The following is a 21,140-nucleotide window of genomic DNA, read 5'->3' as shown; positions in this document are numbered from 1 at the left end:
CACGCACGGATCGCAATACGATCCGCATAGACCGGAACCGGACCATGTCCCGCCTGCGCGCTCTTTCTGTTTCTTTCGACCGCTCGCGCGCGGTTTCCGGCCTCTATTTCGGCTACGGCTTTTACGGCTTTCGATACGCCGGCTGAGGCGTCGGGCGCACTCCGTCCCTGACCGTCTCACCGGCGACCGCTCTGGACCAGAGCGGCTGTTCGCCCCTGCACATATCGAATCTCAGAATGCCGAAAGCCCTATCCCATGCCCCATTCCAACCTTCAGCAAGTCTGGCCTGAGATGGCCGACCTGACACCCGAACAGCAGGCGCTGGCCGCCCTGCGCGCCGAGATCGACGGCATCGACGACCAGATCCTGGCGCTGTTCGAACAACGCCTCGCCATCGCCGCCACCGTCGGCCGGGCCAAGGACGCGCCCACGGGACCGCACACCAAGCTGCGTCCGGATCGAGAGCAGACGGTCCTCTCGCGTATGCTGAAGCAGGCCAAGCCCGAGAACGCCGAGGCGGTCGAGCATCTGTGGCGCGAGATCGTCGGATGGGGCCTGGCGCGCCAAGGCCGGCTTCAGGTCCAGGTCTGGGCGCCCATCGAACCGACACGCGCCTATGACGGCGCGCGCCTGCGTTTCGGGGCCGCCGCCGACATCAAGATGGTGCGCGATCCGCAAAAGGCCCTGGCTTTCGCCGCCGAGGGCCACGGCATCGCGGTGCTGGCGATCAATACCGAGGACGCCTGGTGGATGGGTCTGCGTCGCGAATGGTCGATGCTGAGCGTGTTCGACGGCTACGGCGGCGAGACCCCGACGTCTCTGGCGGTCGGCAAGATCGATCCGCCGGCTCTGCCCAAGGGCCGACGCGTGGTGGTTACGGCGGGTGGGGACGCCGGCGACGGCGGCGGCGCGCGGCGCTGGGGCCTGAACACCCACCACGGCTGGACAATCGCCCTGACCGATGCCGATCTGGCGCCAGGCGACGCCGAGGGCTGCGTCGGCGCAATCGGCTGATTTGACAGGGCCGCATCCGGCGAATGGATGCGGCCCTTGTCGTTTCAGACCGCCATATTGTCGATCAGTCGCGTCTTGCCCAGCCAGGCGGCGGCCAGGATGCGCGCGGGGGCGTCGACGATGTCGTTGCGGAACGGCGTCAGGTTCTCGGCGTGGCGGATGGCGACGTAATCGACCCGCTCAAACCCGGCTTTCAGAAGGGCGGCATAGGCTTCACGCTCGACGCCGGGCAGGGGGCGGCCGCCTGAAGCGTGGACGCCAGCCTCCGCCAGAATTCCGTTCAGCCGGCGCGCGGTCTCAAGCTCGGTCTCTGACAGGTAGGCGTTGCGCGAGGACAGGGCCAGACCCCAGCCGTCCCGCTCCGTCGGCGCCCCTACGATCTCGACCGGCAGATCAAGGTCACGCACGAACCGACGAACGACCATCAGCTGTTGGTAGTCCTTCTCGCCGAAGACCGCGACATCGGGCTGGACCTGGTTGAACAGCTTGGTGACGACCAGGGCGACCCCGCCGAACATCTGTGGCCGGAAATCGCCCTCGAGACCCAGCGCTGGGCCGGCGACGGCGACGCTGGTCGCAAAGCCTTCCGGATACATCTCGTCGGCTGAGGGCGCGAACATCAGGTGGCAGCCGGCGCCGGCCAGCAGACGGGCGTCTTCCTCTTGCTGGCGGGGATATTTGCCCAGATCCTCATGCGCCGCGAACTGGGTCGGATTGACGAAGTTGGAGGCGACGACGCGGTCGGCGCGGCGTGCGGCCTCCCGCACCAGGGTCAGGTGGCCTTCATGCAGGGCGCCCATGGTCGGAACCATGCCGACGCTCAGGCCTTGACGTTTCCAGTCCCGGACGATCGCCCGCAGGTCGGCGACAGTGCGGACGACGGGGAGGGGGGCGGCGTCTATCATGATGAAGCGATTAACCTTTCCGCTTAAGCCTGTTGATGCACCAGACCGCAAAGTCTGCGCTCTAGGGTCGTGCTTATGACGCCCGCAGAAGCGACCCGTCCAGTTCTGATCGCCCTGGCCTTCGCCAGCAGCCTCGCCGTCGCCGGCTGTGGCGCGGTGGACAGCGATCCCCATCGATTCAGCGCGATGGCCCAGAATGTCGCGGCGATCGACATCCCGCTCTCGGCCGGTGACCGCGAAACCCGGCATGCCGTGGCTGAAAAGGCCGGACTGCGGCCTGTGCGCTTCACGCCGGTCAAGGTGGCGGTCATGGATCCCCACGCCATGTGGGACGCTCGTGACGTTCAGGCGGGTCTGCGCCCCGTCGGTGAGGATACCGGGCTGCGCGACGCGGTTGTACGGGCTGCCTCGCCCGCGGTTGTCAAAGCCGTGGCGGATGAGGCGGTCTCGCGGGTTCAGGCGCCCGTGTTGCGTCCCGCCAGCCTTCCGGCGACTCGGGAAACCGGGCGAACAATCCAACTGGGCGCTTATTCCAGTGCGGCCGGCGCGCGTCTGGCTTGGGATCGGATGAAGGCTACGTCAGACCTGTCGGGATTGTCGCCGATCTATCAGGAGGTCGAGGTCAACGGCCGTCGGCTGACGCGGCTGAAGGTTGGACCGGTCTCGACCGAAACCGCTGCTGCGGTATGCCGCTCCGCCGCTGTCGCCGACGCCTGGTGCGCTCGCAACAGCTGACCGACCCCGGTTCGCCGTCCACAGGTCTGCGTTAAGGTTCCGTTGACGTTTGGCCCGTTGAGGCCGAGTCTCGCCGGACCTAGGACCGCGCAGTCTGAGTCGCGCGGTCGGCACAGAGGATTCCCTCGAATGACGCAGCCGCATGTGATCGTCCTCGGCAACGAAAAGGGCGGGGCGGGCAAGTCCACCCTGGCCATCCACATCGTGACCGGCCTGCTGCACGCCGGGCGCTCGGTGGCGATCATCGATCTGGACCTGCGCCAGCGCTCGATGCAGCGCTTCTTCCACAACCGTCTGGCCTGGCTGGCGGCGAACGGGCACGATCTGCCTCAGCCGTTCATTCCCGACATGGGCGACGGCAAGGCCCTGGCCAAGGCGGACGTGGCCGAACAGATCGCCACCTTCGAGCGCGCTTTCGATGAGGCGGCGGCGCGGGGCGTCGATTGCATCCTGATCGACACGCCCGGCGGCGACACGGCCGTTTCGAACGCCGCCCACGCCCGCGCCGATCAGATCGTGACGCCGATGAACGACAGCTTCGTCGATTTCGACCTGCTGGGCGACGTCGATCCGGTTACCTTGGAGCTGCTGAAACCATCGATCTATTCCGAGAGCGTCTGGGAGGCGCGCAAGCAGCGCGCCATCGCCCAGGGTCGCCACGCCACGATCGATTGGCTGGTGGTCACCAATCGCCTCGCCGTCGCGGAGGCGCGCAACCGCAAACGACTGGAAGAACGGATGACCAAGCTGGCCAAGCGCGTCGGCTTCCGCGTCGGTCCCGGCCTGCGCGACCGGGTCATCTATCGCGAGCTGTTCCCGTTCGGCCTGACGGTGGCCGACCTGTCGAATGACATCCGGCCGGTCGCGGTGTCCCTGGCCCACGTCGCTGCGCGCCAGGAGATGCGCAATCTGATGATGGCCATGGGCCTGGAGCAGGTTCTCAGCCCTTTGGACGTGGCGGCCTGATCGCCTGATGGGGTTGATCTGGCTGGCCCTGGCGGCGATCGCCGTTTGGGCGCTGGTGCGGATGGGCCGGCAGACCGAGCGACGCGGACGCGCCCACTGGCGCGTGACCGCGACCCTGCTGGGCGCGGTGCTACTGGCGGGCGGCGCCCTGGCGGCGTTTCGTGGATCGTGGCTGACGGCGACGGCGCTGGCCGGGGCAGGACTCTATCTGGCCTGGTCTTCTCGCCAGCTACCAATCGCGAGATCCGAACCCATCAGCGAGGCTGACGCCCGCGCCGTGCTGGGGGTCGGGCCAGCCGCGACCGAGGCCGAAATCCGCGCGGCCTGGAAACGCGCCATGGCCCGCGCCCATCCCGATCAGGGCGGCACGGAGGGATTGGCGACGCGCGTCAACGCCGCGCGCGATCGACTGCTGGGAAAATCCGGGCGCCGCTGATCGTCAGCCCGGCTTGACGTCCAGCAGTTCGACCGAGAAGCGCAGGGTGGAGTTGGGGGGCAGTTCGTCGCCGCCGACCCAGCGCGAGCCGTAGCCCAGCGAGGCGGGAATGACGAACTCATAGATTTCCCCGACGCGCATCAGGGCCACGCCCTCGGTCCAGCCCTTGATGACGCGGTTCAGCGGGAACTCGGCCGGTTCATTGCGCGCGTAGGAGCTGTCGAACTCGCGTCCGTCGATGAAGGTGCCGCGATAGTGGACCTTGACCGTGTCCGTCGCCCTGGGCTGAGCGCCCTCGGGGTGGGCCTTGCCGACGCGGCGATATTGCAGACCGCTTTCGGTGGTGGTCCAGCCGCGCCGGGCGCCGTTCCAGGCGAGGTAGGCGGTATTGCCGGCGTCCCAGGCCTGCTGCGGCGTCAGGGCTCCCTGGCCATTGACCTGATCGGCGGCGCGCGCGGCGGCCGAAGCCGTTTCGGCATAGGTCACCGGCTCGCGATGGGTGGCGCAGGCGGAAAGGGCCAGAGCGGCAAGCAGGGGCAGGGCGATCCGTGTCATAAGGCGACGCTAGATCAGGCCGTCGTCGCTCGCAACGAGATTGGTCGGCTCTGTCGAAAAGGTTCCCTTGGGCCTTTATTTCGTCGCGAATGCGCGTATATGTGCGCGCTCCGCAATACTCCATATGAGTCTGCGCGCAAGCGCCGAGGCCCGGTCCGTCGCCCTCCGACCGAGCGAAGGCGCGGCTCCTTCCCAGGGAGCCGGTACATTTCAGGCGTCCTGGCCCGCCAGCGGGCCGAGGGTGGATGCCGAAACCCTGGCTGCGGACGCGGAGACGCGCGCCGTGGCTGCTGCATTTCACGCACGCCTTCCCCGGGGCGTGCGCCATGGGAAACACTGAATGACTGACGTCGCCCACGATCTCGCCATCAACGGTCAGATCGCTTCCGCCACCTCGTTCACCGGCAAGAAGCGCATCCGCAAATCCTTCGGGCGTATTCCCGAAGCGATCGCGATGCCGAACCTGATCGAGGTTCAACGCGCTTCCTACGAACAGTTCCTGCAGCGCGAGGTCCGTCCGGGCCAGCGCAAGGAGCAGGGCATCGAGGCGGTCTTCAAGTCGGTGTTCCCGATCAAGGACTTCAACGAACGCGCCATCCTGGAATACGTCTCGTACGAGTTCGAAGAGCCGAAGTACGACGTCGAGGAGTGCATTCAGCGCGACATGACCTATGCGGCGCCGCTGAAGGTCAAGCTGCGCCTGATCGTGTTCGAAACCGACGAGGAAACGGGAGCCCGTTCGGTCAAGGACATCAAGGAGCAGGACGTCTACATGGGCGACATCCCGCTCATGACGGACAAGGGCACGTTCATCGTCAACGGCACCGAGCGCGTGATCGTCTCGCAGATGCACCGTTCGCCGGGCGTCTTCTTCGATCACGACAAGGGCAAGACGCACTCTTCGGGCAAGCTGCTGTTCGCCGCCCGCGTGATCCCGTACCGCGGCTCGTGGCTCGACTTCGAGTTCGACGCCAAGGACGTGGTCTATGTCCGCATCGACCGTCGCCGCAAGCTGCCCGCCACGACCTTCCTGATGGGTCTGGGCATGGACGGCGAAGAAATCCTGAAAACCTTCTACGAGACCGTGCCTTACGAGAAGCGCGGCGAGGGCTGGGTCACGCCTTACAAGGCCGAGCGCTGGCGCGGGGTTAAGCCGGAGTTCGACCTGATCGACGCCGACACTGGCGAAGTGGTCGCCCAGGCCGGTCAGAAGATCAGCGCCCGCGCCGCCAAGAAGCTGGGCGAGACGACGACCTCGCTGTCGCTGGCCGCCGACGCCCTGGTCACCAAGTATCTGGCCAATGACGCCGTCAACTTCGAGACCGGCGAAATCTTCGCCGAGGCCGGCGACGAACTGGACGCCCCGACCATCGAAGTGCTGGAGCAAAACGGCTTCACCACCATCGAAGTGCTGGACATCGACCACGTCACGGTCGGCGCCTACATGCGCAACACCCTGCGCGTGGACAAGAACGACAATCGCGAGGACGCCCTGTTCGACGTCTATCGCGTGATGCGTCCGGGCGAGCCGCCCACCCCGGAAGCCGCCGAGGCCATGTTCAACTCGCTGTTCTTCGACAGCGAACGCTACGACCTGTCGGCCGTCGGCCGGGTCAAGATGAACATGCGTCTGGAAAGCCCGGAAGTCTCCGACGAGATCCGCGTCCTGCGCAAGGAGGACGTGCTGAAGGTGCTGCAGATCCTGGTCGGCCTGAAGGACGGCCGCGGCGAGATCGACGACATCGACAACCTGGGCAACCGCCGGGTCCGTTCGGTCGGCGAGCTGCTGGAAAACCAGTACCGCGTCGGTCTGCTGCGGATGGAGCGCGCCATCAAGGAGCGCATGTCCTCGGTCGATATCGACACGGTCATGCCGCACGACCTGATCAACGCCAAACCGGCCGCCGCCGCGGTTCGCGAGTTCTTCGGTTCGTCGCAGCTGTCGCAGTTCATGGACCAGACGAACCCGCTGTCGGAAATCACCCACAAGCGTCGTCTGTCGGCGCTTGGCCCGGGCGGTCTGACGCGTGAGCGCGCGGGCTTCGAAGTCCGCGACGTGCACCCGACCCACTACGGCCGGATCTGCCCGATCGAAACGCCGGAAGGCCCGAACATCGGCCTGATCAACTCGCTGGCCACCCACGCGCGCGTCAACAAGTACGGCTTCATCGAGAGCCCGTACCGCCGCGTGAAGGACGGCCAGGCCCAGGGCGAGGTGGTCTACATCTCGGCCATGGAAGAGTCGAAGTACACGATCGCTCAGGCCAACATCGAACTGAAGAATGGTCAGATCGTCGAGGACCTGGTTCCCGGCCGGATCAACGGTGAATCCCAGCTCCTGAACAAGGACGCCGTGGACATGATGGACGTGTCGCCGAAACAAGTCGTTTCGGTCGCTGCGGCCCTGATCCCGTTCCTGGAAAACGACGACGCCAACCGCGCGCTGATGGGCGCCAACATGCAACGTCAGGCCGTGCCTCTGGTGCAGTCGGACGCGCCGCTGGTCGGCACCGGCATGGAAGCGGTCGTGGCCGTGGATTCCGGCGCCGTCGTGGTCGCCCGTCGTGACGGCGTCGTCGAACAGATCGACGGCACCCGGATCGTCGTGCGCGCCACCGGCGACGTGGACGCCGCCCGCTCGGGCGTCGACATCTACCGCCTGTCGAAGTTCCAGCGTTCGAACCAGTCGACCTGCATCAACCAGCGCCCGATCGTGCGCGTTGGCGATCAGGTGAAGGGCGGCGACGTCATCGCCGACGGCCCATCGACGGACCTGGGCGAACTGGCTCTGGGCCGCAACGCCCTGGTCGCCTTCATGCCCTGGAACGGCTACAACTTCGAAGACTCCATCCTGATCTCCGAGCGCATCGTGCGCGACGACGTCTTCACCTCGATCCACCTGGAAGAGTTCGAAGTCGCCGCCCGCGATACGAAGCTTGGCCCTGAGGAAATCACGCGCGACATCCCCAACGTCGGCGAGGAAGCCCTGCGCAACCTCGACGAAGCGGGCATCGTGGCCATCGGCGCCGAGGTCCAGCCGGGCGACATTCTGGTCGGCAAGGTCACGCCGAAGGGCGAAAGCCCGATGACGCCGGAAGAGAAGCTGCTGCGCGCCATCTTTGGCGAGAAGGCTTCGGACGTGCGCGACACCTCCCTGCGCCTGCCGCCCGGCGTCGCCGGCACGATCGTGGACGTTCGCGTCTTTAACCGTCACGGCGTCGACAAGGACGAGCGCGCCATGGCGATCGAACGCGCCGAGATCGAACGTCTGGGCAAGGACCGCGACGACGAGCTCAAGATCCTCGAGCGCAACGTCTATGGCCGCCTGAAGCCTCTGATCGTCGGCAAGAACGCCGTGTCGGGGCCCAAGGGCATCGGCCGTGGCGAACTGACCGAAGAGAAGCTGGCCGAGGTCAGCCGTGGTCTGTGGTGGCAGATCGCCCTGGACGACGAAAAGGCCATGGGCGAGCTGGAAGCGATGAAGCGCCAGTTCGAGGACGCTCGCAAGCAACTGGACCGTCGTTTCGAAGACAAGGTCGAGAAGCTACAGCGCGGCGACGAACTGCCCCCCGGCGTGATGAAGATGGTCAAGGTCTTCGTGGCCGTGAAGCGCAAGCTTCAGCCCGGCGACAAGATGGCCGGCCGTCACGGCAACAAGGGCGTCATCTCCAAGATCCTGCCGATCGAGGACATGCCGCACCTGGAAGACGGCACGCACGTCGACGTCGTTCTGAACCCGCTGGGCGTGCCTTCGCGCATGAACATTGGTCAGATCTTCGAAACCCACCTGGGTTGGGCCGCCGCCGGTCTGGGCAAGCAGATCTCCGGTCTACTGGAAGCCTGGCAAGCGGGTGGTCAGAAGCAGGCGCTGATCGATCGTCTGACCCATATCTACGGCCCGGAAACCCCGCTGCCGCAGGATGAGGAAGAGCTGATCGAACTGGCGAAGAACCTGTCCAAGGGCGTGCCCTTCGCGACCCCGGTCTTCGACGGTGCGCACATCGGCGACATCGAGCGTCTGCTGGAAGAGGCGGGGCTGAACAAGTCGGCCCAGTCGATCCTGTACGACGGTCAGACCGGCGAGCAGTTCAAGCGTCCGGTCACGGTCGGCTACATCTACATGCTGAAGCTGCACCACCTGGTCGACGACAAGATCCACGCCCGCTCCATCGGCCCGTACTCGCTGGTCACCCAGCAGCCGTTGGGCGGCAAGGCGCAGTTCGGCGGCCAGCGCTTCGGGGAAATGGAGGTCTGGGCTCTGGAAGCTTACGGCGCCGCCTACACCCTGCAGGAGATGCTGACGGTGAAGTCCGACGACGTGGCCGGCCGGACCAAGGTCTACGAGGCCATCGTCCGTGGCGACGACAGCTTCGAGGCCGGCATTCCCGAGAGCTTCAACGTGCTCATCAAGGAAATGCGTTCGCTGGGTCTGAACGTGGAGCTGGGGAACAGCTGATCCGGATCACGAGCCCTCTCTCGCCACGGCGGGGGAGGGCGATCCCTCCGCTTTTCTCCGTTCTGAATAATTTTCGCGGGTCAGCCCCGCAGAAGGAATCAAGATGAACCAGGAAGTCCTGAACATCTTCAACCCGGTCCCGGTCACCCCGACCTTCGACCAGATCAAGATCGCCCTGGCCTCGCCCGAGAAGATCCGTTCGTGGTCGTTCGGCGAGATCAAGAAGCCGGAAACCATCAACTACCGTACGTTCAAGCCCGAGCGTGACGGCCTGTTCTGCGCGCGTATCTTTGGCCCGACCAAGGACTACGAATGCCTGTGCGGCAAGTACAAGCGCATGAAGTACAAGGGCATCATCTGCGAGAAGTGCGGCGTCGAAGTCACCCTGGCTCGCGTTCGCCGCGAGCGCATGGGTCACATCGACCTGGCTGCGCCGGTCGCCCACATCTGGTTCCTGAAGTCGCTGCCCAGCCGCATCTCGCTGATGCTGGACATGGCGCTGAAGGACGTCGAGCGCGTCCTGTACTTCGAGAACTACATCGTCACCGAGCCGGGCCTGACCCCGCTGAAGCAGAACCAACTGCTGACGGAAGACGAGTTCTATCGCTACCAGGAAGAGTTCGGCGATGACGGCTTCACCGCCGAGATCGGCGCCGAGGCCGTCCGCAACCTGCTGATGGGCATCGACCTGAACGCGGAAGCCGAAAAGCACCGCGCCGAGCTGGCCGACAATCCCTCGGAAATGAAGGCCAAGAAGGCGTCCAAGCGCCTGAAGCTTATCGAGGCCTTCCTGGAATCGGGCAACAAGCCCGAGTGGATGATCCTGACGATCGTGCCGGTCATCCCGCCGGAACTGCGTCCGCTGGTGCCTCTGGACGGCGGTCGTTTCGCGACCTCCGACCTGAACGACCTGTATCGCCGCGTCATCAACCGCAACAACCGCCTGAAGCGCCTGATGGAACTGCGCGCGCCGGACATCATCATCCGTAACGAAAAGCGGATGCTGCAGGAGTCCGTCGACGCCCTGTTCGACAACGGCCGTCGCGGTCGCGTGATCACGGGCGCCAACAAGCGTCCGCTGAAGTCGCTGGCCGATATGCTGAAGGGCAAGCAGGGTCGCTTCCGTCAGAACCTGCTGGGCAAGCGCGTCGACTATTCGGGTCGTTCGGTCATCACCGTGGGTCCGGAACTGAAGCTGCACGAGTGCGGCCTGCCCAAGAAGATGGCGCTGGAGCTGTTCAAGCCGTTCATCTATGCGCGCCTGGACGCCAAGGGCCTGTCGGGGACCGTCAAGCAATCCAAGCGCATGGTCGAGCGCGAGCAGCCCGCCGTCTGGGACATCCTGGACGAGGTCATCCGCGAGCACCCGGTTCTGCTGAACCGCGCGCCGACGCTTCACCGTCTGGGCATCCAGGCGTTCGAACCCAAGCTGATCGAGGGCAAGGCCATCCGCCTGCACCCGCTGGTCTGCACCGCCTTCAACGCCGACTTCGACGGCGACCAGATGGCCGTTCACGTCCCGCTGAGCCTCGAGGCCCAGCTGGAAGCGCGCGTTCTGATGATGTCGACCAACAACATCCTGTCGCCCGCCAACGGCAAGCCGATCATCGTGCCGTCGCAGGACATCGTCCTGGGCCTGTACTATCTGTCGCTGGTCAAGGACGGCGAGCCGGGTGAAGGCAAGCTGTTCGCCAACATCGGCGAGATCGACGCGGCGCTGGACGCCAAGGTCGTCACCCTGCACACGCGCATCAAGGCGCGTTGGACGGAACAGGACGCCGAAGGCAATGAGGTGACCAAGGTCATCGACACCACGCCGGGCCGGATGAAGCTGGCGGCTCTGCTGCCGCGTAACCCGAACGTCGGCTACCGCCTGCTCGAGAAGAACCTGACCAAGAAGGAAATCGGCAATCTGATCGACGTGGTCTATCGCCACTGCGGTCAGAAGGCGACGGTCATCTTCGCTGACCAGATGATGGGCCTGGGCTTCCGCGAAGCCGCCAAGGCCGGCATTTCGTTCGGCAAGGACGACATCGTGATCCCGGCCAAAAAGGTCGAGCTGGTCGCCGAGACCCGCACCCAGGTCGAGGAGTACGAACAACAGTACGCCGACGGCCTGATCACGCGCGGCGAGAAGTACAACAAGGTGGTCGACGCCTGGTCCAAGGCCACGGACCGGATCGCCGACGCCATGATGGGCGAGATCGCGCAACCGCGCGTGCTGATCGAGGGTGAAAACCCCGACATCAACTCGGTCTTCATGATGGCCAACTCCGGCGCCCGTGGTTCGCAGGCCCAGATGAAGCAACTGGGCGGCATGCGCGGCCTGATGGCCAAGCCGTCCGGCGAGATCATCGAGACGCCGATCACCTCGAACTTCAAGGAAGGCCTGACCGTCCTTGAATACTTCAACTCCACCCACGGCGCCCGTAAGGGTCTGGCCGACACCGCGCTGAAGACCGCCAACTCGGGTTACCTGACCCGTCGTCTGGTGGACGTGGCGCAGGACTCCATCGTCACCGAGCAGGATTGCGGCTCGACGCGCGGCATCACCCTGCGTGCGGTGATGGAAGGTGGCGACGTGCTGGTCTCGCTGGGTCAGCGCATCCTGGGTCGTTATGCGGCTGAGGACATCAAGGAGCCGGGCACCGATACCGTCCTGTTCCCCGCCGACACCTATCTGGTGGAAGAAGTCGCCGAGGCCGTCGAGGCTGCGGGCGTCCAGTCGGTCAAGGTCCGTTCGGCCCTGACCTGCGAGGCCGAAGCCGGCATCTGCGCCCACTGCTACGGCCGTGATCTGGCGCGCGGCACCAACGTCAACATCGGCGAAGCGGTCGGCGTCATCGCCGCCCAGTCGATCGGCGAGCCGGGCACCCAGCTGACGATGCGGACCTTCCACATCGGCGGTACGGCTCAGGTGGCGGAAACCTCCTTCATGGAGGCGACCAACGCCGGTACGGCCAAGGTCACCGGCCCGACCGTCGTCGCGGCGCACGGCGATCTGGTGGCCATGAGCCGCAACGTCATCGTGACCGTGGTCGTCGACGGCAAGGACCGCGAGACGCACAAGGCTCCTTACGGCGCCCGCATCCGCGTCAAGGACGGTGACGAGGTCAAGAAGAACCAGCGCCTGGCGGAGTGGGACCCCTACACCACCCCGATCCTGACGGAAGTCGGCGGCGTCGTGCGCTTCGAAGACCTGGTCGAAGGCCTGTCGGTCAAGGAAGAAACCGACGAAGCGACGGGCATCGCCCAGCGCGTCGTCAGCGACTGGCGCGCCAGCCCGCGCGGTTCGGACCTGCGTCCGGCCATGGGCGTCACCCTGGGCGACGCCTACGCCAAGCTGTCGTCCGGTTCGGACGCCCGTTACCTGCTGCCCGTGGGCGCGGTTCTGTCCGTGTCGAACGGCGACGAGGTCAAGCCGGGCGAGATCATCGCTCGCGTTCCGACCGAAGGCGCCAAGACCCGCGACATCACCGGCGGTCTGCCGCGCGTCGCCGAACTGTTCGAAGCTCGCCGTCCGAAGGACTGCGCGGTCATCGCCGAGATGGACGGTCGCGTCGAATTCGGCCGCGACTACAAGAACAAGCGCCGCATCAAGATCACGCCCGAGCCCAACGCCGACGGCGTGCAGGGCGAACCGGTCGAGTTCCTGATCCCGAAGGGCAAGCACATCTCCGTCCACGACGGCGATCTGATCCAGAAGGGCGACTACATCATCGACGGCAACCCGGATCCGCACGATCTGCTGCGCATCCAGGGCGTCGAGGCGCTGGCCGAGTATCTGGTGAACGAAGTGCAGGAGGTCTATCGACTGCAGGGCGTGCCGATCAACGACAAGCACATCGAAGTCATCGTGCGTCAGATGCTGCAGAAGGTGGAAGTGCTGGATTCGGGTGAAACCACCCTGATCCGCGGCGACACCGTAGAAGTAGCTGAAGCCGTTCTGGAAAACGCCAAGGTCGAGAAGCGTGGCGGCCGTCTGGCCACCACCCAGCCCGTCCTGCTGGGCATCACCAAGGCGTCGCTGCAAACCCGCAGCTTCATCTCGGCGGCGTCCTTCCAGGAGACCACCCGCGTCCTCACCGACGCCTCGGTCCACGGCAAGAAGGACATGCTGGAAGGCCTGAAGGAAAACGTCATCGTCGGCCGCTTGATCCCGGCCGGCACCGGCGCCTACCTGCGCAGCCTGCAGAAGATCGCCAACGAGCGTGATGCAGAACTGACCTCGGCCCTGGAAGAGGCGATCGAGCCGCTGCCGGCCGATCTGCAACTGGAGCTGGAGAGCAGCGAAAGCTGATGTTCCGCTTCAAAAGCGAAGACATGAAGGGGCGGCGCCGGCGACGGCGTCGCCCTTTTTCTTTCAGTCTTTCCACCGCTCCATCGGGGCCGAAGCGCCCGGCGTGATCGGTGCGCCGCCGGTCCGATGGCCGTCGCGTCGAGTCTGGACGTTGCGCGTCGAGTCGGGCGCCAGCGACGGATTCAACTGTGCGCCGGCGCAGCCCGTGCCGAAGTTCGAGCCGACGCAGTCCGCCGGGCCCACCACGCCGACCCCGCCTGACAGAGGACGCCGCGCCTCCCATTCGGCCAGACGCCGCGCCCCCTCGCGAGCAAAGGCGGCATCGCGCTCGGGGTTGCCCGTGCCGGTGATCGGGGCGCCGTTGCGGCCGCGCCGCTCGGCGTCTTGGAGGCAGTTTGCGCGCTCGGCCGCGCTGAGCTGTTGCGGCGTGGTGCAACCGATCAGACCCTGACGCAAGACGCGCGACATGGCGCCGGCGCGGTCGTTCGGATTGACCGTCCAGGCGGCAGGCGGCGCTGGCGCGCCCTGCGGCGCCGGCGCGGCGATGCGGGGACGGATCGGCGCAGGGCGAATGTCCGGCGGCGTTGCCTGGCGCGGGGAGGGCGTCTGATCCGTCGGGCGCGCGTCCTGCGCTGACGCCGCCATATCGTCGACCGCGGGCGCCTGGACCGGCGGTCTAGGCCGTTCGTCGGGCAGCAGGGGGCGGGGCGTAATATCGACGTAGATCGGCGGTTGTTCGGGCGCGACGCCGTCGCTCTCTATGCCCAGTGCCGTGAACGACAGGAAGGCGATCAGCGCGGTGTTGATCGCCACCGACGCCGTCGCCAGGCCCGCCTTTCGCCAATCGAGGCGCCGGTCAGGTCGCGTCAGCTGTGCAAACGCCAATGCGTCGTCCCCCTTGATCCGATGCAAGCTGTGCTAGAAGCATGGCCGCTTTCGGGCCGACGGGGGATTGAGGATGAGCAAGGCGGCGCTGCTTGTAATGACAGCGGGACTGTTTGCACTGAGCGCGTGTGCATCGCCGCCCGTCACCGTGGCGGCCGACGGAACGCCCGTGGTCGGCCGCAGCTTCACGCCTGACCCGGAGGACGGCTCGGTCACCGTGGAATGCACCGTCGCTCAGAACGGAACCTTATCGGCCTGCATCGTCATCTCAGAGACTCCTCCCGGACAGGGATTCGGTCAGGCTGCCCTCAACATTGCGCAAAAGGCCAAACTGACGACCGCTCAATCCAGACCTGGCGGCAAGGTGCGCTTCACGACGCGTTTCCGGCTGGCGGATTAGCGCCGCCTTGACCTTCGCGCCCATCGCGCGTAGAAGCCGCCCACTTTCGAGGCGTGGCCGGTTCGCCGGTCGCTGAGATCGTGACAATCGAACGGACGGGCTGTGCCCGCCGGAACGCCCAAAGCGCGCGTTCCGGTTTTTCTGTTTGTCCCTGTCACATCTTCGTCTCGATGACACCCGGGCGAGGGGATGGTCCCCCCGTTCACAAGAAGGCGAGAGGCGCTTCGGTCGAAAGACACACGCCTCCATCAGAAGTCGAGACGAGTTTCGAATGCCTACGATCAACCAGCTGATCCGCAAGCCGCGCAAGCCCAAGCCCACCCGCAACAAGGTGCCGGCTCTGGAGGGTTCGCCCCAGCGTCGCGGCGTTTGCACCCGCGTTTACACCACGACCCCGAAGAAGCCGAACTCGGCTCTGCGTAAGGTCGCCAAGGTCCGTCTGGCCAAGAACGGCTACGAAGCCGTGTGCTACATCCCCGGCGAAGGCCACAACCTGCAAGAACACTCGGTTGTTCTGATCCGCGGCGGCCGCGTGAAGGACTTGCCCGGCGTTCGCTACCACATCCTGCGCGGCGTTCTGGATACCCAAGGCGTCAAGGACCGTAAGCAGCGTCGTTCGCACTACGGCGCCAAGCGTCCGAAGTAAGCCATTCTTCTCCGGGCCGTCGCGCCCGGAGGCCTTTTCGAGATCTTCCCGGCGCTGGTCGGGCACTGCAAGGAATACCCCATGTCGCGTCGTCACCGCGCCCAGAAACGTGAAGTTCTGCCGGATCCCAAGTTCGGGGACCTGATCGTCACCAAGTTCATGAACTACGTCATGTACGAAGGTAAGAAGGCCGTCGCCGAAAACATCGTGTACGGCGCCTTCGACATCCTGGCCGAGAAGAAGAAGGACCAGGAGCCGGTCGCGACCTTCCACGCCGCCCTGGACAACGTCTCTCCGTCGGTCGAAGTGCGCTCGCGTCGCGTCGGCGGCGCCACCTATCAGGTGCCCGTCGAAGTCCGTCCGGACCGTCGTCGCGCCCTGGCCATACGCTGGCTGGTGAACGCTGCGCGCAAGCGTGGCGAGAACACCATGACGGAGAAGCTGGCCGCCGAACTGCTGGACGCCTCGAACAACCGCGGCACCGCGGTCAAGAAGCGTGAAGACACCCACAAGATGGCCGAAGCCAACCGCGCCTTCAGCCACTATCGCTGGTAACGCCTTCAAAGCGTCATCTACGCTGACTATCTAAGGGTTTCCGGCGCGGGCGGTTTAAGTTAAATCGCCCGCGCTCGCTTATCCGAACACCGACATCCTTCCGAGGGCGCACCTGAGCGTCCTGAAATTTTCAAGGCACGCTTTCATGGCCCGCACTCACAAGCTCGAGGACTACCGCAACTTCGGCATCATGGCCCACATCGACGCGGGCAAGACGACGACGACCGAGCGGATCCTGTATTACACCGGTAAATCCCACAAGATCGGCGAAGTCCACGACGGCGCTGCGACCATGGACTGGATGGACCAGGAGCAGGAGCGCGGCATCACCATCACGTCCGCCGCGACGACCGCCTTCTGGCAAGGCAAGCGTCTGAACATCATCGACACCCCCGGCCACGTGGACTTCACCATTGAGGTTGAGCGTTCGCTGCGCGTCCTCGACGGCGCCGTGACCGTGCTAGACGGCAACGCCGGCGTCGAGCCGCAGACGGAAACCGTCTGGCGCCAGGCCGACAAGTACAAGGTGCCGCGCATCGTCTACGTCAACAAGATGGACAAGATCGGCGCCGACTTCGACGCCTCGGTCGAGTCGATCCGCGACCGTCTGGGCGCCAAGGCCGTGCCGATCCAGTTCCCGATCGGCGCTGAGTCCTCGCTGTCGGGTCTGGTCGATCTGGTCCGCATGACCGGCGTGGTCTGGGACAACGACGGCCTGGGCGCTTCCTACAAGGATGTGCCGATCCCCGACGACCTGATGGACAAGGCGATCGCTGCGCGTCAGTACCTGATCGACAACGCCGTCGAGCTGGACGACGAGGCGATGGAAGCCTACCTCGAGGGCAACGAGCCCGACGAAGCCACCATCAAGAAGTGCATCCGTAAGGCCGTTCTGACCGGCGCCTTCTATCCGATCCTGTGCGGCTCGGCCTTCAAGAACAAGGGCGTGCAGACGCTGCTGGACGCCGTCGTCGACTATCTGCCGTCGCCGCTGGACATCCCGCCGACCCCGGGCATCGACTTCAAGACCGAAGAGCCCGTCGTGCGTAAGGCTTCGGACGAAGAGCCCCTGTCGGTCCTGGCCTTCAAGATCATGGACGACCCCTTCGTCGGCTCGCTGACCTTCTGCCGCCTGTATTCGGGCAAGATGGAAACCGGTCAGTCGCTGCTGAACTCCAGCCGCGACAAGAAAGAGCGCGTCGGCCGGATGCTGCAGATGCACTCCAACAACCGTGAAGACGTCAAGGAAGCCTACGCCGGCGACATCGTCGCCCTGGCCGGCCTGAAGGAAACCCGCACGGGCGACACCCTGTGCGACCCGATCAAGTCGCCCGTCATCCTGGAGAAAATGGAGTTCCCGGCGCCGGTCATCGAGATCTCGGTCGAGCCCAAGACCAAGGGCGACCAGGAGAAGCTGGGCGTCGCCCTGGCCAAGCTGGCCTCGGAAGATCCCTCCTTCACCGTCTCGACCGACCACGAGTCGGGCCAGACGATCCTGAAGGGCATGGGCGAGCTGCACCTGGACATCAAGATCGACATCCTGAAGCGCACCTACAAGGTAGAGGCCAACATCGGCGCGCCGCAGGTCGCCTACCGTGAATCGCTGGGCCGCAAGGTCGACATCGACTACACGCACAAGAAGCAGACCGGCGGTACGGGCCAGTTCGCCCGCGTCATGATCACCTTCGAACCCGGCGAGCCGGGCTCGGGCTTCGTGTTCGAGAACTCGATCGTCGGCGGCGCGGTGCCGAAGGAATACATCCCCGGCGTCGAAAAGGGGCTGAACTCGGCTAAGGACAACGGTCTGCTGGCCGGCTTCCCGCTGATCGACTTCAAGGCGACGCTGACGGACGGCAAGTTCCACGACGTCGACTCCAGCGTGTTGGCGTTCGAAATCGCGTCGCGCGCCGCCTTCCGCGAACTGAAGGAGAAGGGTTCGCCCAAGCTGCTCGAGCCGATCATGGCGGTGGAAGTCGTGACCCCCGAGGAATACCTCGGCTCGGTCATCGGCGACCTGAACGGCCGTCGCGGCATGATCCAGGGTCAGGACATGCGCGGCAACGCCACCGTCGTGAACGCCTTCGTGCCGCTGGCCAACATGTTCGGTTATGTGAACACGCTGCGCGGCATGTCGCAGGGCCGCGCTCAGTTCACCATGCAATACGACCACTACGAGCCGGTGCCGCAACACGTCGCCGACGAAGTGATCAAGAAGTACGCCTAAGCTTTCCCTTTTCGGAAAGCCCGCCTATATGCGCCCGGACCGTAAGGACCGGGCGTCCTTAACCCCCAAACTGCAGGAACCCCGGTTCGGGGACCTTAGGAGCTAGAAAATGGCCAAGGAAAAGTTCGAACGGACGAAGCCGCACTGCAACATCGGCACGATTGGTCACGTTGACCACGGCAAGACGACGTTGACGGCTGCGATCACGATGACGCTGGCGAAGGCCGGCGGCGCGAAGGCGATGAACTACGCCGACATCGACGCTGCGCCGGAAGAGAAGGCGCGCGGCATCACGATCAACACCGCGCACGTGGAATATGAGACGGCCAACCGTCACTACGCCCACGTCGACTGCCCCGGCCACGCCGACTATGTGAAGAACATGATCACCGGCGCCGCGCAGATGGACGGCGCGATCCTGGTGGTGTCGGCCGCTGACGGCCCGATGCCGCAGACCCGCGAGCACATCCTGCTGGCCCGTCAGGTCGGCGTGCCGGCCCTGGTGGTCTTCATGAACAAGGTCGACCTGGTCGACGACGAAGAGCTGCTCGAGCTGGTCGAGATGGAAGTGCGCGAGCTGCTTTCGTCGTACCAGTTCCCCGGCGACGACATTCCGATCACCAAGGGTTCGGCCAAGGCCGCGACCGACGGCGTGAACCCGGAAATCGGCGAACAGCGCGTTCTGGCCCTGATGGAAACCGTCGACGCCTACATCCCGCAGCCGGAGCGTCCGGTCGACCTGCCGTTCCTGATGCCGGTCGAAGACGTGTTCTCGATCTCGGGCCGTGGCACCGTGGTCACGGGCCGCGTCGAGAAGGGCATCATCAAGGTTGGTGAGGAAGTCGAGATCGTCGGCATCCGTCCGGTCCAGAAGACGACCTGCACGGGCGTGGAAATGTTCCGCAAGCTGCTGGACCAGGGCCAGGCGGGCGACAACGTCGGCGTGCTGCTGCGCGGCACCAAGCGTGAAGACGTCGAGCGCGGCCAGGTGCTGTGCAAGCCGGGCTCCATCACCCCGCACACCAAGTTCCTGGCTGAAGCCTACATCCTGACCAAGGAAGAGGGCGGTCGTCACACCCCGTTCTTCACGAACTATCGCCCGCAGTTCTACTTCCGCACCACGGACGTGACCGGCATCGTTCAGCTGAAGGAAGGGGTCGAGATGATCATGCCGGGCGACAACGCCGAGCTGAACGTCGAGCTGATCACCCCGATCGCGATGGACCAGGGCCTGCGCTTCGCCATCCGTGAAGGCGGCCGCACCGTCGGCGCCGGCGTCGTGGCCAAGATCATCGCCTAAGCGAAACGGCCTCAAGCCGCGCGCCTCCGCGAGGCGCGCATAGGCCGAAAGACAAAGTCGCGTAACAGAACGGCCCCCGGAGCAATCCGGGGGCCGTTTTGCTTTGGGCTACCCGCAGATCGCCAGAGGCGCCCGTAGGAGGTCCGAGTTTCATCGGGTTGCGCCGCAGGCCAAGGCCTCTGGTCTTTGGGGTGCGGGTCAGGCCTGAGATGCGGGGCGGTCCCGAAGGGACGAGTTCGGGGCGGACGGCCTAGTTTTCGGCGTTGACCAAGTTGCGCACGCGAGGCGGGACCGGGGGCGTGGGGGCTGCGCGGACGATGCGGATAGAACTGCTGCGGCAGGCCTGGGGCGAAAGGCGGCCGGGCAGGCGGGTCGAGCCGTCGCCGCAGGCCTCGCTAATCTGGTCCTGCGTCAGGCCTCGCGCGCCCGACAGGTCGGCGCCGCGAATATCGGTCCGACGCAGCGAGGCGTTGGAGAAGTCGGCGCGCGAGAAGCTGCCGCCGGTCAACCGCGCCCCATCCAGGCTGGCGTTCGAAAAGTCCGCGTTGGAGAAATCGCCGCCCGAAAGGTTCGAGGCCGTGACCTCAGCGCTGGCGAAGTTGGCGCCGGACGCCCGAACATTGGCCAGTGTGGCGCCAAACAGTTCCGAGTTGGAGAAGTTGGTTCCGGCCAGGGTGGCGCCGGTGAAGTTGACGCCGTGCATCTCGCTGCCCGAAAGATTGGCGCGGGTCAGGTTGGCGCGAACGAAGGACGATCCTTGCGCCTCGGCGCCGTTGATTTGCGCCCCGGTGAAGTTGGCGGAGGTGAAGTTGGCGCCGACGATCTCGACCCCGCCCATGTTGGCGCGACTGAAATCGCTGCCGGTGAAGTTGGAGCCCATCATCTCGGCGCCGCGCAGATTGGCGCCGACCAGGGTGGCGTTCATGAAGCTGGCGCCGGTGAAGGTGGCGCCCGACAGATTGCGGCCGGACAGTTCGCAGCGATTGCACGATCCGCCCAGCGACACCGAACGGGCCACGTCGCGGTCCTGCATCGACATCTCGACCCCGGCGAAGGCGGGGGAGGCGGCGAGCGCCAGTCCCAGCGTCAGCAGAGCCAATGTGGGGCGGACCCGGATATGTTCAGCGATCTGTTTCACGCACTCTGAATGCCTCGAAAGCCCCGCCGCACCTACTTAAATCGAGGTAACTTCATGAAATCGCGGCAAGGTCGGCGCCGCTCAGCAGGCCGGAATGCGAAGACCACGCGGCAGGACGGTGGAGCTGTCGCCGCAGGCCCTGTTCAGTTGGGCCTGGGTCAGGCCGGTGGCGCGCGCCAGCTGGGCGCCCGACAGATTGGTCCCCGACAGGGTCGCGCCGGCGAAGCTGGCGCCCTCCAGATAGGCGCCGACGAAGCTGGCGTTGGTCAGGTTGGCGCGCGAGAAGTTCGATCCGGAGAAGACGCCGCCATAGGCCTCGACGTCGCGCATGTCGGTGTTGGAGAAGCGCGTGCGGTTCATCACGCTGAGGCTCAGGTCCGCCTGACGCAGGCGTGAGCCGGCCAGGTTCAGGCCCCGCGCCTCCAGCCCTGAAAAGTCGCCCTGAAAAAGATTGCAACCGGCGCAGGAGGCGCCGCGTCGCACGCTGGCGATCTGACCCGCGCTCTGGGCCAGGGCGGGCGCGGCGACGGCCAGCAGGGCGGCGATCAGGCCGAGGGAAAGTGTGCGTTTCATGGACCGGGCTCCGACGTTCGATCGTCTGTCAGCAAACCCTAGGCCATAACCC

Annotated in this window: 16 protein-coding genes; 11 read left to right on the top strand and 5 right to left on the bottom strand. The window is 65.5% G+C overall.

Annotated elements, in window-relative coordinates:
- Positions 1 to 255 precede the first annotated feature (255 nt).
- A complete protein-coding gene (locus JX001_RS12035; RefSeq protein WP_205681190.1) occupies positions 256 to 1,014 on the top strand; it encodes a chorismate mutase in 759 nt (252 codons plus the stop codon).
- Between the two features lie 44 nt (positions 1,015 to 1,058).
- On the opposite strand, the gene panC is transcribed toward JX001_RS12035, so the two are convergent.
- Positions 1,059 to 1,919: a pantoate--beta-alanine ligase gene (gene panC / locus JX001_RS12030; protein WP_205681189.1), complete on the bottom strand. Its 861-nt coding sequence runs from the start codon at positions 1,917 to 1,919 to the stop codon at positions 1,059 to 1,061.
- Between the two features lie 75 nt (positions 1,920 to 1,994).
- Here panC and JX001_RS12025 point away from each other — a divergent pair, with 75 nt between their 5' ends.
- The 3 genes from JX001_RS12025 to JX001_RS12015 all read left to right on the top strand — a co-directional run bounded on the left by JX001_RS12025 (position 1,995) and on the right by JX001_RS12015 (position 4,056).
- A complete protein-coding gene (locus JX001_RS12025) occupies positions 1,995 to 2,654 on the top strand; it encodes an SPOR domain-containing protein (protein WP_205681188.1) in 660 nt (219 codons plus the stop codon).
- Between the two features lie 129 nt (positions 2,655 to 2,783).
- Positions 2,784 to 3,620, top strand: coding sequence for a division plane positioning ATPase MipZ (locus JX001_RS12020; RefSeq protein ID WP_174085798.1), 837 nt, complete (start codon positions 2,784 to 2,786; stop codon positions 3,618 to 3,620).
- 7 nt (positions 3,621 to 3,627) lie between these two features.
- Positions 3,628 to 4,056, top strand: coding sequence for a J domain-containing protein (locus JX001_RS12015; protein ID WP_205681187.1), 429 nt, complete (start codon positions 3,628 to 3,630; stop codon positions 4,054 to 4,056).
- 3 nt (positions 4,057 to 4,059) lie between these two features.
- Here the strand turns inward: JX001_RS12015 and JX001_RS12010 are convergent, their stop codons facing one another.
- Positions 4,060 to 4,611 carry an FKBP-type peptidyl-prolyl cis-trans isomerase gene (locus tag JX001_RS12010; RefSeq protein ID WP_205681186.1) on the bottom strand — a complete coding sequence of 184 codons (552 nt, stop codon included), beginning with the start codon at positions 4,609 to 4,611 and terminating at the stop codon, positions 4,060 to 4,062.
- Between the two features lie 340 nt (positions 4,612 to 4,951).
- Between JX001_RS12010 and rpoB the strand changes: the two genes are divergently transcribed.
- Both rpoB and rpoC read left to right on the top strand, forming a co-directional pair.
- Positions 4,952 to 9,067 carry a DNA-directed RNA polymerase subunit beta gene (gene rpoB / locus JX001_RS12005; protein ID WP_205681185.1) on the top strand — a complete coding sequence of 1,372 codons (4,116 nt, stop codon included), beginning with the start codon at positions 4,952 to 4,954 and terminating at the stop codon, positions 9,065 to 9,067.
- 103 nt (positions 9,068 to 9,170) lie between these two features.
- A complete protein-coding gene (rpoC, locus tag JX001_RS12000) occupies positions 9,171 to 13,367 on the top strand; it encodes a DNA-directed RNA polymerase subunit beta' (RefSeq protein WP_055754901.1) in 4,197 nt (1,398 codons plus the stop codon).
- 63 nt (positions 13,368 to 13,430) lie between these two features.
- Here rpoC and JX001_RS11995 read toward each other — a convergent pair whose 3' ends face one another.
- Positions 13,431 to 14,252: a hypothetical protein gene (locus tag JX001_RS11995; RefSeq protein ID WP_205681184.1), complete on the bottom strand. Its 822-nt coding sequence runs from the start codon at positions 14,250 to 14,252 to the stop codon at positions 13,431 to 13,433.
- A 73-nt stretch (positions 14,253 to 14,325) separates the two neighbouring features.
- On the opposite strand from JX001_RS11995, the gene JX001_RS11990 reads away from it, so the two are divergent.
- The 5 genes from JX001_RS11990 to tuf all read left to right on the top strand — a co-directional run bounded on the left by JX001_RS11990 (position 14,326) and on the right by tuf (position 19,377).
- Positions 14,326 to 14,652 carry a TonB family protein gene (locus JX001_RS11990; protein WP_205681183.1) on the top strand — a complete coding sequence of 109 codons (327 nt, stop codon included), beginning with the start codon at positions 14,326 to 14,328 and terminating at the stop codon, positions 14,650 to 14,652.
- Positions 14,653 to 14,923: 271 nt separating this feature from the next.
- Positions 14,924 to 15,298 carry a 30S ribosomal protein S12 gene (gene rpsL, locus JX001_RS11985; protein ID WP_008260482.1) on the top strand — a complete coding sequence of 125 codons (375 nt, stop codon included), beginning with the start codon at positions 14,924 to 14,926 and terminating at the stop codon, positions 15,296 to 15,298.
- Between the two features lie 81 nt (positions 15,299 to 15,379).
- Positions 15,380 to 15,853, top strand: coding sequence for a 30S ribosomal protein S7 (gene rpsG, locus JX001_RS11980; RefSeq protein ID WP_055754905.1), 474 nt, complete (start codon positions 15,380 to 15,382; stop codon positions 15,851 to 15,853).
- A 145-nt stretch (positions 15,854 to 15,998) separates the two neighbouring features.
- Positions 15,999 to 18,077, top strand: coding sequence for an elongation factor G (gene fusA / locus JX001_RS11975; RefSeq protein WP_066622735.1), 2,079 nt, complete (start codon positions 15,999 to 16,001; stop codon positions 18,075 to 18,077).
- Between the two features lie 109 nt (positions 18,078 to 18,186).
- Positions 18,187 to 19,377 carry an elongation factor Tu gene (gene tuf, locus JX001_RS11970; protein WP_017506879.1) on the top strand — a complete coding sequence of 397 codons (1,191 nt, stop codon included), beginning with the start codon at positions 18,187 to 18,189 and terminating at the stop codon, positions 19,375 to 19,377.
- 250 nt (positions 19,378 to 19,627) lie between these two features.
- Here the strand turns inward: tuf and JX001_RS11965 are convergent, their stop codons facing one another.
- Both JX001_RS11965 and JX001_RS11960 read right to left on the bottom strand, forming a co-directional pair.
- Positions 19,628 to 20,515: a pentapeptide repeat-containing protein gene (locus tag JX001_RS11965; RefSeq protein WP_055755153.1), complete on the bottom strand. Its 888-nt coding sequence runs from the start codon at positions 20,513 to 20,515 to the stop codon at positions 19,628 to 19,630.
- Positions 20,516 to 20,596: 81 nt separating this feature from the next.
- The gene (locus JX001_RS11960) at positions 20,597 to 21,088 is read right to left on the bottom strand and encodes a pentapeptide repeat-containing protein (RefSeq protein ID WP_205681182.1); all 492 of its coding nucleotides are present in this window, start codon (positions 21,086 to 21,088) and stop codon (positions 20,597 to 20,599) included.
- Between the last annotated feature and the right edge of the window lie 52 nt (positions 21,089 to 21,140).

The sequence above is a fragment of the Brevundimonas fontaquae genome, from assembly GCF_017086445.1.
Lineage (GTDB): Bacteria > Pseudomonadota > Alphaproteobacteria > Caulobacterales > Caulobacteraceae > Brevundimonas > Brevundimonas fontaquae.
This window is presented reverse-complemented; position numbering and strand designations above follow the sequence as displayed.

What these genes read in the sequence shown, in the direction of transcription:
- JX001_RS12035 (WP_205681190.1), top strand. Translation starts at nt 256, where the DNA reads ATGCCCCATTCCAACCTTCAGCAAGTCTGGCCTGAGATGGCCGACCTG.
- JX001_RS12015 (WP_205681187.1), top strand. Translation starts at nt 3,628, where the DNA reads ATGGGGTTGATCTGGCTGGCCCTGGCGGCGATCGCCGTTTGGGCGCTG.
- JX001_RS12010 (WP_205681186.1), bottom strand. Translation starts at nt 4,611, where the DNA reads ATGACACGGATCGCCCTGCCCCTGCTTGCCGCTCTGGCCCTTTCCGCC.
- tuf (WP_017506879.1), top strand. Translation starts at nt 18,187, where the DNA reads ATGGCCAAGGAAAAGTTCGAACGGACGAAGCCGCACTGCAACATCGGC.
- JX001_RS12020 (WP_174085798.1), top strand. Translation starts at nt 2,784, where the DNA reads ATGACGCAGCCGCATGTGATCGTCCTCGGCAACGAAAAGGGCGGGGCG.
- JX001_RS11990 (WP_205681183.1), top strand. Translation starts at nt 14,326, where the DNA reads ATGAGCAAGGCGGCGCTGCTTGTAATGACAGCGGGACTGTTTGCACTG.
- JX001_RS11960 (WP_205681182.1), bottom strand. Translation starts at nt 21,088, where the DNA reads ATGAAACGCACACTTTCCCTCGGCCTGATCGCCGCCCTGCTGGCCGTC.
- rpoC (WP_055754901.1), top strand. Translation starts at nt 9,171, where the DNA reads ATGAACCAGGAAGTCCTGAACATCTTCAACCCGGTCCCGGTCACCCCG.
- panC (WP_205681189.1), bottom strand. Translation starts at nt 1,919, where the DNA reads ATGATAGACGCCGCCCCCCTCCCCGTCGTCCGCACTGTCGCCGACCTG.
- rpsG (WP_055754905.1), top strand. Translation starts at nt 15,380, where the DNA reads ATGTCGCGTCGTCACCGCGCCCAGAAACGTGAAGTTCTGCCGGATCCC.
- rpsL (WP_008260482.1), top strand. Translation starts at nt 14,924, where the DNA reads ATGCCTACGATCAACCAGCTGATCCGCAAGCCGCGCAAGCCCAAGCCC.
- fusA (WP_066622735.1), top strand. Translation starts at nt 15,999, where the DNA reads ATGGCCCGCACTCACAAGCTCGAGGACTACCGCAACTTCGGCATCATG.
- JX001_RS12025 (WP_205681188.1), top strand. Translation starts at nt 1,995, where the DNA reads ATGACGCCCGCAGAAGCGACCCGTCCAGTTCTGATCGCCCTGGCCTTC.
- rpoB (WP_205681185.1), top strand. Translation starts at nt 4,952, where the DNA reads ATGACTGACGTCGCCCACGATCTCGCCATCAACGGTCAGATCGCTTCC.